Consider the following 13,925-nt stretch of genomic DNA (forward strand, 5'->3'; position numbering starts at 1 on the left):
GAGATAAGGTATCTAGAAAGGGATAAAGATAGTAAGAAAGAGTTGTAATGAATAGTTGTAAAATGTAAAAGTTTGTATAAAATACTCCGTTAATAGATTTACAACTTAAAATAACGGAGCTATTTATAAGCATAATTACATATTTAGAAAAAGTCAAAGATTTTAGAAAAGTGCGGGAACGAAGGTACGATACTGTAAGTGTAGTTAAACTAATAGTAGCAGGGTTGTTAAGCAATAAGAATAACTTAGAATAGATATCCAGGTTTGCAAAAAGTTTTAGCAAAGAAGAATTGTTAAAATTTAACAGAAGTCATTGGTCATGCGAAAATAATTTAAACTGGATAAAAGATAAGGTTTTTGAAGAAGATAGGTCAACTATTAGTACTGGAGAAGCTCCGTTAATAATGTCATTATTGAGGACAATAACTCTTGCTATAATAGCTATATTTTCAAACAAAATTACTGAAACTAGAGAAAATTTTAACAATTACAGACATAGGTTATTTAAATTATTTTCAACTTAAAGTTGGAATTTTTAAACTGCCCTGAACCTAGAACAGCCTAATTAAAATATTATTTAGCCAAACCAATTTATTAAAGTAAAAGTGATAGCATAATGCATGACTGAAGCAAAGATTGCTGCTGCAATGTCATCTACCATAATACCAACACCCCCTTTGATATTAGCATCGAGCCAATTTATTGGCCATGGTTTTATTATATCAAAAAATCTAAATAACACTAAGGGCAAAGCAAATAAAAAGATAAAATTTATTAGTTGTAAACTTAAATATTTTGTAAGTCCTGAGTAGTTTACGAAAACCACAGAAAAACAACTTAGTATTATTGTTAGCATTTGACCAACTACCTCATCAATCACCACTTCTTTTGGATCGTCCTGTGTATCATACTGTATGTATATTGAAGAGAAGTACGTGCCTAATATAAATAACAATAGGCAAATCAAAAGAGTAATAATAAAGAGAGTAATAAGTTGTGCTTGTAAAGTTGTGAAATTAGTAAATGAAAAAATTAGTTGATTAGTTATAGAAAGATATAAGATCAAGTAGCACAAAGGGAAAGCAGCTAAAGACCCAAATGTACCAGGACAATATTTTATTCTACCTATATAGAAAAAAGTTACAAAAAGTTCTACAAATTTTTTTCTTTTAGACATAATTCTGCTTAATTTTCTGATAATTCAAATAATTGATGCAAACAACTTATTGTTTTCTCGGTATCTAGGTCTTTTATTAGGATAGAAATTTTAATTTCTGAGATTTGTATCTTTTTCACTGATATATTTTCTTTTTCTAGTTCATTTAATACCATACCAAGTAGGGTCTGATCATTTTTAATACCATAACCAATAATTGATACTATAGAAATTTGACTGTCAATGATAAAATTATTTATTTGATTAGTATTTTTTAGATCATCTAGTAAATGTTGTAATTTATTTTTATCGGATAGTTGGATAATGAAACTATATTGTATATTTGTCTTAATATTTTCCATTAATTCTAGGTGAATATTATGGTCAGCGATGAGTTTGCATATCTTAGAAAAACTCAATTGGGAGGATACCAGTAATTGTAATAAATTTTTGTTGGAAGTAATACCAGTAATTTGCCTATTTTCCATAATTTTATCTCTAGATGTTATTAGTGTACCATTTTTTTCATGGTATAATGGGAATAAAAACGACGATAAAACGCGTATGGGTACATTATATCTAATAGCAACCTCTAAGGAACGTGGATGCAACACTTTAGCTCCACAAGATGTAAATTCTAGCATTTCTTCAAAACTAATCTGTGATAATTTTGTTGCTCCCGGGACAATGCGAGGATCGGCAGTAAACACTCCTTCCACATCAGTGTATATATCACATCTATCAGCTTTCATAGCAGCTGCAATTAAAGAGGCGGTAGTATCTGATCCTCCTCGACCAAGCGTTGTCAACCTATTATTATTCGTAACACCTTGGAATCCAGCAACTATTGGAATGATGTTTTGCTTAATACATTCTATTAACAAACTAGTAGAGAGTTGTTCAACCAAAGCTTTGCTATAATTATCATTGGTTAGAATCGGTAATTGCCATGCCAGCACAGATCTTGCACTCATGCCTTGTTCTTGTAGTTTAAGGGCTAGTAAAGATGCTGTTACCATCTCCCCGCTACAAAGAGCGACATCATATTCTGCGAGTTCTGAATTGGTCTTAAGACTAGAGACTTCATTACATAGAGTAACTAGTTGGTTGGTAACCCCGGTCATAGCTGAAACGACAATTATTACTTGATTGCCATGCTGCTTTTCAAGCTTAATTATTGGAATAATTTCTTTTATTCTTGCAATGTTAGCAACGGAAGTTCCACCAAATTTTTGAACTATTATTGACATAAATCTGCAAGCGTAATTTTCGATGTCATTCCTACGTAGGTAGCAGAACCTAAAAAAATAGACCAAGAGGGTTTTTTAAACTTTTTTAGACCCCTGTCTACGCAGGGGTAACATTGTGTGGTGAATAGGGATGACATCTGCAGGCAGAAATAGCATCATCACTGCACAATATTGACTATTTTATAGTCTCTCTTACTAGAAAATTCTACTTTGCCTGCAATCAATGCAAATAACGTATGATCTCTACCAACTCCAACATTTTTACCTGGGTAAAATTTAGTACCACGTTGTCTAACAATAATGTTACCTGGTATCACATATTGTCCATCATATTTTTTAACACCCAACCTACGACCGATCGAGTCTCTGCCGTTTCTAGAACTACCACCAGCTTTTTTAGTTGCCATTTATATATCCTTAAATAAATCCTATTATAGTTTAGTAATGTCTAATATTTTCAGTTCGGTCAATTCCTGCCTATGACCAGTCTTGCGACGATAATTCTGACGACGTTTTTTCTTAAAGACAATAACCTTACTATCTTTAAACTGGTTAGTAATTTCGGCAGTAACAAGAGCTCCTTTAACCATTGGCGTACCTATAAAAGATGGCTTTGAATCTTCACCAATCATCAATATTTGGTCAAATTGGATTTTTGCACCTCTTTCACCGTCAATTTTTTCTACTTTGATGACACTGTTTTTGCCGACTTTATACTGTTTCCCGCCTGATTTGACGATTGCGAACATGAAAAATATCCTAACTAAAATTTAAACAAATTAAGTCGACATTATATTACCAGCAACTATTTTAGTCAATAGCAATTCGTAATTAAATAGATAATGCTATAAATAAAAGATAGCCCGTATTATTTATAATAATACAGTTTCTAATCATTATTATTGACCTTGTATTGTTGACATGATTAGTATACCCTTCTGCTCCTACGAATTGTTTTTTGAAAATACCATGGATTCGCATGTTCACCATTCATTTTCAAATCCAATTCTTCAAATCATTTGAGTATAACAACGATAGTTGCTTGCCTTATCACAACCACACATTCTGTCTTCTTATAATTTTATTTTGGTTTTAACTATTACTTATTTTGGATTTATTTGTTGACTCTTCAGTTGTCTTACACTTTTCTTGTTGTTCAAGTATGCTCAAAATACTTTTGATATACAGTTAGATATCCTCTAAGTGATACACTACGCTTAAAATGTTATCATCTCTTTTACTGGTTACAGCACTTAACTGTTGTAGTTCTTTAAATAAACGATATGTATCTGCCTTAGCTTTGCCAAATATATTTGAGAAATCTTTACTAGTTATATTTATCTGATGCAAATATTTCAAAGATATTAAGATTAATAAACCTTCAATAATAATTAATATTATTGCTAAGTATTGCTGACACATTCTAATTTCTTATTGTTTTGTTATGATATCGCTTCAACATGTTTTTTTTGTGAACTATCTTGTTCTTTTAATATTGGGATTAAAATATCTTGAGTTGCATCTTGCTGTTCCATACATACTACCCCAATTCGTAATAAGAATTAGTTAATTCTTATTACGAATTGGCTTTAATATAAGGAAAAATGCATTCTTGAAGCAATTCTGCAAGTGCATTTTAACTTTTTTCACCATTCAATATGTGATTTTAATTATTAAAATCACATATTGAATGGAGTGTTATATTTTAACAATCAGGTGGGCAGCCGCTTCAAACCTGACTGTTTCTATATATAACACTGAATTCGATGTAACAAGTTACATCGAATTCAGGTTATTTAAATAAATACTTTGATAAACTACTTTACCTTGTACAAACTTTAGTATATCAATACAGTTAATACTTATAATATTATGCATAATAATATACATTTATTTTTAGTGTATATAAATACATAATATTGTCAACTGAAATGTCTAACTAAATTCATTTATTTATAAGAATGTCACACTTAATTATTAAGAAAAATATTGAAAGGCTATTAAAAGAAAAAAATTGGCGTGTTGCTGATCTTGAAAATAAGATTGGACAAGGTAGAAGCGTTACAAATATATTCAGGGGTACTTCCAAACCTACTATAGAAGTATTGCAATCTATAGCAGGTGCTTTTAATATTGAAATTCAAGAATTATTATTAGATCACGATAACCAAGATTCTATACTTAATATTTCTTTGCTTCGTGATACTTGTGATAAAATCATTAATGAACTTGAGCTAATTCACTATCCTATTGCTGTAAGGTATAGTAACGTATTTGCTCTTATTAAAGAAGTATACGAATACTCTTCACAGTTGAGTTTAAATAAAGCTGATGAAAATTTTACTAAATGGCTTATTCAAAAACATTATAAAAAATAATTCTAATATTTAGATTAACACTGGGTTCTAGAGCATTATTCACTTCAGACAATATGCTTTTATGGGCATACTCCATATAATTTTTTACTCCTAGGGTGATCAGAACCAAAATATGTCAAAAGAAGTGAGTAAAAATAAGTGCATTGTATATGTCTGTCACTTTTATTGGTTAATTTCGTAGCAGTTTTTGCTGCCTGAGAGAAGGCATAACTTACATTATCCATATTGCCGATGTTTTTGATATTAAATATATTCCAATAAATATTTTTAGCTAATCTATAATTAATCATAGCCTCTTCTGCTTTCCCTAAAGTACTTAATATATTTGCTTTTACTACTAAAGCATTAGCTAAAAATATATCTATGGAATTCTCTAACTCATTTTCCCTATTGTTTCTATCTTGGTCTTGTATCAGTATATCAACTGCTTTTACTATATGTTTCCAAGCATCATTCTGCCTCTTTAGTCCTAATTCAGATTTTGACAACTCTGTTAAACAATATGCTATTGTTGTAGATGTGATATCTTTAATTTCATTTAGATCACTACTCATTATCTTAGTATATACATCGTTAGTTATAGCGTAAGCCTCTTCAAATCTTTGCATATTATTTAGTATCTCTGCTTGCAAAGTATAAATGGGTGCAAGCCATGCATTTTCTTGTCTTAATTCTACATCACTTATTTGTGCCAATATCCTAGATTTATTTAGCTGAGCTTTTTCTTTACTTATCGTATCTATAATTGCTAATAAAGCCTGCTGATACTTCCCTTGAGTTAATAATATTCTAGCCATACCATAATCTATCATGCTTGCTTTATGCATAAAGTTTTTATTATTAAGCATTATACTTTGTATAATATGTAAGTTATCTTCTGCCTCCTTTATTTGCCCTGTGAATACCTGAACTTGAAACATTTCATAATAAATTGATGATTTTGCTACCTCATTGTTTGGTAAACTATTTATGGCGTTTTTAGCCTTCACTAAATATTGCATGACTATATCTGAATGGTGATAACAACAAAGTATTCATATCGTCCTATACGTCCTAAATACCTACTATACGCTACTTGCTCTAATTCTGTCATATTTTGCTAAATCAACTTATGTTCGTGTTCTTTAAACCAACTTACCATTTTTTTGGCATTATATGGTTCTCTAGAACGTAAGTAGTAGCCAAGTAGGCTATTATGCAAGACCATGCTTGTATAAATATTACTATTATACTTATCTGCATTAGCTAGCAGTACTTCTACATTACTTTCAAAGGTATTATCCTGCATAATTAAATAAAATTGATTTACCATCTCCCCTGACATTAAATGTTGTATTTTAATAAGTAGTTTATCAATAGTTTTCTTATTAGTAGCTAAATCGTATATATTTAATATCTCATATTTTACTGCATCATGCATTCGAAATACTTTTTTATTTCTATTGTTACTAATTTGTTCAATTAAACCAAATCTTACTATCTCATCAATTAAATCGGATAATTTCTCCTTATCATCTACTAGATGTTCTAGTAAATTATTACCTATTTTTTGATTATTTAATAACGCCATATAGTATAATAGTGTTTTGGCTTCTGATGTAATTTCATTTAATACTATTGATAAATGTGCATTTAATTTGTTATCATGTTTTCGTATATAATTTATATACTCTTTGATTGTCATGTGGTTATTGCTTTGTAAAAAAATAGCACTATGTCCAATTATATTAGTTGGATAACCTTTTAAATTACATGCCAAATCTTTTTTAAATTCCTCTGATCGCTCGTCTATAAGCTTATTAATTGCCATAAAAATGTCTTTTTCTTGTAAATAAGGAACTGAGATTCTTGGTAGTAAATATTGACTATCTTGCGAACAAATCATAATATGTCCATTATGATGCCAATCAATAATATCCTTAATTTTGTTATTTTCATTAATATGTAAATTATCGAATATTAATAACCACTTCCCCTGAGGTTTAAGATATGTCATAAGGTTTTGTTTAACGCTTCCGGTACTTTCTGAAATGAAACACCCCGTTTTTGAACATATTTTTTGATTTATTTCTTTGGCCAATAAAACAAATTGTGGGATTAAATCTATACTTGCATCTAAAAACGCAATAATATCGTAATCTTGTTGATATTTTTGTGCATATTTTCTAGCTATTTCACTTTTTCCTATACCACTGATACCTGTAATACCTACTATTTTGTCTCTTATTAATAACTTTCTTATGTTGTTAATTTGTTCTTCATGATTAACGAAATAGTATACTGGCTCTTCTTTATTAAAAAGAAGTACTGCATATGCTTCACAAGTAGAAATTACTACTATAAATAGTAATAGTATAAAGTTTTTCATTTTAAGTCGTTAAGTTTTCTATACTTATTCATTTTAATTATCTGTGCCTTTTGGGTAGTGTCGGTATTTAACTCTGTTGGTACATTATCTAATTTTATTTCTATTGTTGTAGAGTACTTATTTTTAGTTACTTGACAATTTATTTTAAAACTTTTTAACAAAATAAATATTTGTCCCAAATTTAATATGTATAAATTAGCTGTATCATTAAATATTTTTTCAGAATATCTTACTGCTAAATTTTGGTCTAAACTAAACCCTTCACCGATAAAGGTAATCAAGTTGTTTTGAAATATTAACTTTACACATCTCGATCTTTCTGTATTTTTATTAAAGTACAAGATATTAGATAATACACTAACCATAATTTGGTTAAATATTTCCGATTCAAAAGGCACTTCAAGTGTCTCTATATTACTGACTATATCTAATTTAATATTAGAATTATAGCAAGCTGTGTATCCTGTATAATAACTTTGTAGATATAAAATTATCGGAGTTAGTTTTATTGTATGGTAGTTAATTTCATTGTGGGACTCTAATGTTGTTATTGGTAATGGAAAATATTCACTATTATATCCTAGTTCTTCTTCTACATTAACAGTATTAGAGATATTAAATGATTTTTTATTATTACTACTTTTAGAATAGTGATAACATTTTAGAGTAAACTCTTCGTTTATTTTGTGAAATAATAGAATATTTTTACTATGTTCCATACTGTTAGTTAAATCTGTCTCTAACTTGTTAAGTTTAAGTTTAATTTTTTTATCTCTATAAGATAGATACAATACTATCATACATAGTACTAAAATTGTAAATACAGAACCTATATTTAATAATAAAATTTGCTGCTTAACCCTAGAGATAGCTTGTTGTGTATAATAAGAATTAGGAGAAATTTGTATTGAGATATTATAAGTGAGGTCTTTATTAATGTAATACTGCTTGTTCACACTCTCCTGAAATTCTACCACACCATTAGATATAATTGAATGATTATTAATAGTAATATTGTATTTAAATGCTTGGTTTGATACTATATCTAGTAGTTCTTGTAGAGTGGTATAAGGTAGATCATTCTTGCCATACACGCTATTTGGTATATGATACTTCGAAATGAAAACATGATTCCTAATATGTTCTTTTAAAATAGAGATTTGATCAGATATATCATTACTACTTAATATATAATTAATATTAAATTTATCAACTAAAAGCGATCTAATTATATTATGATATTCTTCTAATTTTATTAGGTTTTGCTGATGATATTCATGATTGATACAACGACGTACCAATATATTTGTTAATATAACAAAGCTACTCACAAATATCATAGATATTGCACTTGCTTTTAAAATGTTCTTCCTTTTAATAAACATTTTTGTTTTTTTCGTTCATGATTTAATAACATTTTGTTAAGTATTATGGAAAGCAATTTAAGCTCAATAGTATGTAATACCAATCCTCGAATTTATATTTAGCAAATAATTCATACAACAAATCGATTTAATTAGTGAAGCATTTAAATATCTCCCATGCAGCTCACTTCCTCATACATGGAATAATCTTTCGGAAAAACATCACACTTTAAAGGATAATCTTCTATCTGTGTACTATGATCTACACCCCCCAAAAACTTTTATACACTCAATATTCTCAGCACGCAATGCCCTTTTTATGCCATCATGATCAGTTTTTTTATCAAAAACACTAAAACAGCCCCATTATCATTTTCATAAATTTTGCTTGCGTATAACCGAGCATCTGCATTTATTTTAAGTTCTAGAAAACATGAGCCTAATCATTTTAACCCCATTAAGGTTAGGATTTTTTACTATACCTTTCTTTAAAGCAGTGGTAAATTGTTGCTGCTCGGATATCTCTAATGATCCTAACAGTTCAGGGTCAATGCTAGTATAATTATTATGTTTCTTACTAAGACGTACTACAACATCTTTATTCTTTGTTGTATATGATACTTCGTCAGAAATGTTCCAACTTTGATAAGTTTCTTGGTGATTATCAGACTTTTTATCATGAAAAAAGCGAGTAATTTTTTTAATATTTTGATAACACTTTCCTCGCCCTTCTTTAAATGCTCACGAATTAATACAAGATTATATAATTGTCTCCAAAATTTTAATTGTTCCATTGAATTCTTATCCATTTCTTGAACAAACTTTGATACAAATTCCTCTAGAATCTTTATATATTTTATTTTTTCTCCATTAGTTATATTAGTTGCATCAAGGGAACATAAAATATGATTGACTATAAAATTTCCTATTTTACTCGTACCTAAAGAGCTATTTAAAATTGCTTGTAATTTATCATCAAATTGTTGTTGTTTAATACTAGAGTCATGTACTGAACTACTAGCTAATAAGCTAACACTTGTAGACACTTTTGTAGAGTGTTTATGTTTCATATAAGAACCAGTGTTAAGAATGAGCCGTTTTGCTGCCACTTAGAATTAAATTACGCGAATTCGGGATATATTGAAACTCAAGGTGAGTAACGTCTTACATTCTACACGCTAAAGACATATGGGGTTTTACGGCATTTTTTATAAAAACAGAAATATTTTCTTATATATTAAACGACTTCCCACAGCCACAACTACCTTTTTCATTTGGATTATTAAAAGTAAACCCCGATTTAAACTTATCTTCTACATAATCCATTTCACTGGCTAGAAGATACATTAGAGCTTTTGGGTCAATTAATATTCGTACACCTTTATCTTCTATCACCTCATCAAACTTATTCTTGTTATCCGCATATTCTACGTAATAAGATAGACCGGAACAACCACCAGACTTTACGCCAATCCTAATACCAAAAGATGGTTTATTACGTTTGTCTATCAATAGCTTTATTTGCCTAGCTGCTGCATCAGTCAATGACATAACATTTTTCATAATAGCTACTTATGGTTTTTTAGTTCTATAATCAGCTATTGCTGCTTTTATGGCATCTTCTGCCAATAAAGAACAATGGAGTTTTACTGGTGGCAAAGATAATTCCTTAGCTATTTCAGTATTTTTTATACTACCAGCCTCATCAATAGATTTACCCTTAACCCATTCAGTTACTAAAGAGCTTGAAGCAATAGCAGAACCACAACCAAAGGTTTTAAATTTGGCATCTGTAATAATTCCATCCTCACTAACTTTAATTTGTAGCTTCATTACATCACCACAGGCAGGAGCTCCCACGAGACCTGTTCCAACATATGCATCATTTTTGTCTAATGACCCTACGTTACGGGGATTTTCGTAATGATCCAGTACTTTTAAACTATAGCCCATGTTATTTCCTATATTAATAATTAAGATTTGTCAGTGTACCGCCCACTTGATTTGCTTTAAATTAATTCCTTCTTGAACCATCTCCCAAAGAGGGCTTAGTTCTCTTAACTTGTTAATTTTTGACTTTATTAACTCTACAGCATAATCTATTTCTTCTTTAGTGGTAAATCTACCAATACCAAACCTAATCGATGTATGTGCCATTTCTTCATCAACTCCCATAGCTCTTAACACATATGACGGTTCTAGCGAAGATGAGGTACAAGCCGAACCAGATGAAACGGCTAAATCCTTAATAGCTAATATCATCGACTCACCTTCGACATAAGCAAAACTTAAATTTAGATTTCCCTTATATCTCCTATTGATATCACCATTTAAATAGACATCAGCAATTTGTTTAGTAATATTATTATAAAATCTATCAAAAAGCTCTTCTACCAGTATGGCATCTTTTGCCATTTCAGATAGAGCCAATTCGCTAGCGCTACCTAGTCCAACAATTAAAGGAGTTGGTAGAGTTCCAGAACGCATGCCTCTTTCCTGTCCACCGCCATTTAAAATTGGCACCAAACGTACCCTAGGTTTTTTCCTTACATATAAAGCTCCAATACCTTTGGGACCATAAATTTTATGCCCGGAAATACTTGCCAAATCAATGTTACAATCATTAACATCTATAGGAATTTTACCATATCCTTGGGCGATATCTGAATGAAAAAATACCCCTAATTCCCGACAAATTTTACCAATTTCTTTAATTGGTTGGATGACACCTATTTCATTATTTACCGCCATCACTGATACCAACATAGTTTGGTCAGTTATGGCATCTCTTAATTGTTGTAAATCAATCAAACCACTTGGCTGAATTGGCAAGTATGTTACCTTAAAACCTTCATTTTCTAAATGCCGACAAGCATCTAAAACGCATTTATGTTCACTTATCACTGTCACTATGTGATTTTTTTTACTACCATAGAATTTAGCAATACCTTTTATTGCTAAATTATTAGACTCCGTAGCCCCAGAAGTAAAAATAATTTCTTTAGGATCTGCACCAATAAGCTTTGCTACTTGTTCTCTTGACTTTTCCACAGCTTCTTCGGCTTCCCAACCAAAAGAATGACTCCTAGAGTGCGGATTACCAAACTTAGTGGTAAAATATGGCAACATACATTCCAAGACCCTCGAATCCATAGGAGTTGTCGATTGATAATCCATATAAATCGGTAGTGCTTTACCACTTAATTTTACTTTTTGTCTTAATTCTTCTAATTTATCCATACTAGTTATTCCTTAGTGTCATTCCAACAGGAATGTCATCCTTGCTTCGATGTGGGATATAGATTCCCGCCTACGCGGGAATGACATAAAAACGGGTAATATACTTCTTCAAACGCTTTAACAAATGTCACAACATCTTCAATAGTTTGTTGATAATCAAAACTCACCCTAATCGAAGACCTAGCATCATCCTCACTAAATCCCATAGAAGATAATACATGTGATTTACCAACTTTCCCTGATGAACAGGCAGAACCGGAACTAACCGCTATACCCCGTAAATCGAAAGCTATCAATTTGGTTTGTGCATCAGTGTTAGGTACGATTATCAACGTGGTATTTGGTAATCTTTCAACATCTTTCGACACTATTTTAACATTTTTATAGTTGCACAAATTTTGTTCCAAATATGTCTGTAATTTCTTCATTTTTTTGTATCTATCTTCTATCTCTGCAGTCGCTATTGATGACACAAGACCGAACGAAGCAATCGCTAGTACATTTTCTGTACCTGAGCGAATGTTTCTCTCTTGCCCTCCACCAATCATCATTGCTTTAAGCGTATGTTCTGCTTTAGCAATCAACGCACTACTTCCCTGCACTCCTCCTAATTTATGACTTGATATAGTAGCAAAATCAACTGCTAATTCTTTAATATTGACCGATATTTTGCCAACTGCTTGAACACAATCACTATGAAATACTGCCCCATATTTTTGGGCAATTTTAACCAGTTCTTGTATATTTTGTACAACACCGCTTTCATTATTAGCCAACATCACAGAAACTAGTTTCTTACTAGCTAGACTTGCCAATAATAATTGCTCTAAATGGTCAATATCAACAATGCCATCACTATCAACACGGATAATTTTAATATTATCTCGATATTTAGTGTGATCAAAAATCGATAAATGCTCTATGCCAGAAACAAAAATTTCTCCATCATAATAATTACTCATCAGTAAATTATTACTCTCTGTGCCAGAGGAAGTAAAAATTACCTGATATTCCCTAGAATTTATATCAATGCCAACAGATTTCGCGACCTGCTGCCTAGCCATTTCCACTAAACTCCGAGCATAACGCCCATTTGCATGAATAGAAGATGGATTATATGCTTCTTCGAGCAAATCCTTCATAAGTTCCTTAACCTTAGGATGAACGTTAGTAGTGGAATTATGGTCTAAATATAACATATATATAACATAATTTATTCGTCCACTAATACATAAGTTAAAATAATTTTCAAAAACTTTTAGAGCTAATCTAGTGTATCAGCTAGCATGTCAGCTACAGAGATGGTGTCAAAATAGTTCCTTATATGCTTACTTAAACCTAACCATAAATGATGAGCGTTACATTTTACTTTATTAGGTACGCAACTATTCTGAGATTTTCTTAAACATCTTGTCATTTCAATATTCTCATCTACCGCATCAATAATATCAGTAATCTTGATATTATTTAATTTTTCATTAATGATGTAACCACCTTTTGGACCTTTCGCTGATCTAACTATATTAGCTTTCTTAAGCTTTGCAAAAATTTGCTCCAAGTAGTTGACCGGTATATTTTGTTTCACCGAAATTTCAGCCAAGGTAACAGGTATATCCGACATTTGCGATGCGATTTCTAAGATAGCCATTACAGCATATCGCCCCTTTGTAGTTAATTGCATACAAACAACTCCACTATAATAACATTATTATATAATACCCTACTAATTTAGTCAAGTATTATTTTATCATGGCGGTTTAAAAATCGCAGTCAATAATTAATATAAAGCTTACGTTTAACTACTACTGATATCATCTGAGCTATAGTGGGGATTCAAAAAATAACCTGAAAGGCTAGATGATATAGAAAGTAAATTGAAGGTTATATCTATTACTTTACAAGCTTGCAGCCTAATTTTAAAAATTACTACTATTTAACGTCGAATTATCGTATAAATATATCAAATTTAGTATATAACTAAGCGTTCAAGTTTTGTTAACTTAAGCAGCCTCGGTGTTATCCCAGTCTTCGCTGTCACCCCCGCGAAAGTAGAGGTCTAAAAAACCAGCTGGGAAGACTATCAACATTTTTAGATCCCGCTACCTACGCTGGGATAACATCACTCTTAGAACATCGAGGACTATTATATACTTAAACTTGCACACTTGG

16 protein-coding genes are annotated in these 13,925 nt (G+C 30.8%); 2 read left to right on the forward strand and 14 right to left on the reverse strand.

The window, feature by feature from the left end; genetic code table 11:
* Positions 1-290: 290 nt before the first annotated feature.
* Complete coding sequence (locus AAGD26_RS05265; RefSeq protein WP_341751382.1) at positions 291-524, forward strand: hypothetical protein; 234 nt, start codon at positions 291-293, stop codon at positions 522-524.
* Between the two features lie 53 nt (positions 525-577).
* Here the strand turns inward: AAGD26_RS05265 and AAGD26_RS05270 are convergent, their stop codons facing one another.
* From AAGD26_RS05270 to AAGD26_RS05290, 5 genes are all read right to left on the reverse strand, one after another.
* Positions 578-1,177, reverse strand: a complete 600-nt coding sequence (locus AAGD26_RS05270; protein WP_341751383.1) for a phosphatidylglycerophosphatase A — start codon at positions 1,175-1,177, stop codon at positions 578-580.
* Between the two features lie 8 nt (positions 1,178-1,185).
* On the reverse strand, positions 1,186-2,406 hold the full coding sequence (locus AAGD26_RS05275) for an aspartate kinase (RefSeq protein ID WP_341751384.1): 1,221 nt from the start codon (positions 2,404-2,406) through the stop codon (positions 1,186-1,188).
* A gap of 158 nt (positions 2,407-2,564) precedes the next feature.
* Positions 2,565-2,813: a 50S ribosomal protein L27 gene (gene rpmA / locus AAGD26_RS05280; RefSeq protein ID WP_341751385.1), complete on the reverse strand. Its 249-nt coding sequence runs from the start codon at positions 2,811-2,813 to the stop codon at positions 2,565-2,567.
* Positions 2,814-2,837: 24 nt separating this feature from the next.
* Positions 2,838-3,155, reverse strand: coding sequence for a 50S ribosomal protein L21 (gene rplU, locus AAGD26_RS05285; protein WP_341751386.1), 318 nt, complete (start codon positions 3,153-3,155; stop codon positions 2,838-2,840).
* Positions 3,156-3,594: 439 nt separating this feature from the next.
* Positions 3,595-3,828, reverse strand: a complete 234-nt coding sequence (locus tag AAGD26_RS05290; protein ID WP_341751387.1) for a hypothetical protein — start codon at positions 3,826-3,828, stop codon at positions 3,595-3,597.
* A 539-nt stretch (positions 3,829-4,367) separates the two neighbouring features.
* On the opposite strand from AAGD26_RS05290, the gene AAGD26_RS05295 reads away from it, so the two are divergent.
* Positions 4,368-4,784, forward strand: coding sequence for a helix-turn-helix transcriptional regulator (locus tag AAGD26_RS05295; RefSeq protein WP_341751388.1), 417 nt, complete (start codon positions 4,368-4,370; stop codon positions 4,782-4,784).
* A 59-nt stretch (positions 4,785-4,843) separates the two neighbouring features.
* On the opposite strand, the gene AAGD26_RS05300 is transcribed toward AAGD26_RS05295, so the two are convergent.
* From AAGD26_RS05300 to AAGD26_RS05340, 9 genes are all read right to left on the reverse strand, one after another.
* Positions 4,844-5,785, reverse strand: coding sequence for a hypothetical protein (locus AAGD26_RS05300; RefSeq protein WP_341751389.1), 942 nt, complete (start codon positions 5,783-5,785; stop codon positions 4,844-4,846).
* A gap of 98 nt (positions 5,786-5,883) precedes the next feature.
* On the reverse strand, positions 5,884-7,152 hold the full coding sequence (locus tag AAGD26_RS05305) for an NB-ARC domain-containing protein (protein WP_341751390.1): 1,269 nt from the start codon (positions 7,150-7,152) through the stop codon (positions 5,884-5,886).
* Entirely contained in the window at positions 7,149-8,537 is a 1,389-nt protein-coding gene (locus AAGD26_RS05310; protein WP_341751391.1) for a hypothetical protein, read from the reverse strand. The genes AAGD26_RS05305 and AAGD26_RS05310 overlap by 4 nt, the downstream gene beginning before the upstream one ends.
* A 566-nt stretch (positions 8,538-9,103) precedes the next feature.
* Entirely contained in the window at positions 9,104-9,586 is a 483-nt protein-coding gene (locus AAGD26_RS05315) for a hypothetical protein (RefSeq protein ID WP_341751392.1), read from the reverse strand.
* Positions 9,587-9,746: 160 nt separating this feature from the next.
* A complete protein-coding gene (locus tag AAGD26_RS05320; protein ID WP_341751393.1) occupies positions 9,747-10,079 on the reverse strand; it encodes an iron-sulfur cluster assembly accessory protein in 333 nt (110 codons plus the stop codon).
* Positions 10,080-10,088: 9 nt separating this feature from the next.
* Positions 10,089-10,469: a Fe-S cluster assembly scaffold IscU gene (iscU, locus tag AAGD26_RS05325; RefSeq protein ID WP_341751394.1), complete on the reverse strand. Its 381-nt coding sequence runs from the start codon at positions 10,467-10,469 to the stop codon at positions 10,089-10,091.
* Between the two features lie 30 nt (positions 10,470-10,499).
* Entirely contained in the window at positions 10,500-11,756 is a 1,257-nt protein-coding gene (locus AAGD26_RS05330) for an IscS subfamily cysteine desulfurase (protein WP_341751395.1), read from the reverse strand.
* 35 nt (positions 11,757-11,791) lie between these two features.
* Positions 11,792-12,955: a cysteine desulfurase family protein gene (locus AAGD26_RS05335; protein ID WP_341751396.1), complete on the reverse strand. Its 1,164-nt coding sequence runs from the start codon at positions 12,953-12,955 to the stop codon at positions 11,792-11,794.
* Positions 12,956-13,020: 65 nt separating this feature from the next.
* Positions 13,021-13,437, reverse strand: coding sequence for an Rrf2 family transcriptional regulator (locus AAGD26_RS05340; RefSeq protein WP_341748359.1), 417 nt, complete (start codon positions 13,435-13,437; stop codon positions 13,021-13,023).
* Between the last annotated feature and the right edge of the window lie 488 nt (positions 13,438-13,925).

Origin of the sequence: Candidatus Tisiphia endosymbiont of Piscicola geometra, assembly GCF_964026415.1 — a bacterium.
Taxonomy (GTDB): Bacteria; Pseudomonadota; Alphaproteobacteria; order Rickettsiales; family Rickettsiaceae; genus Tisiphia.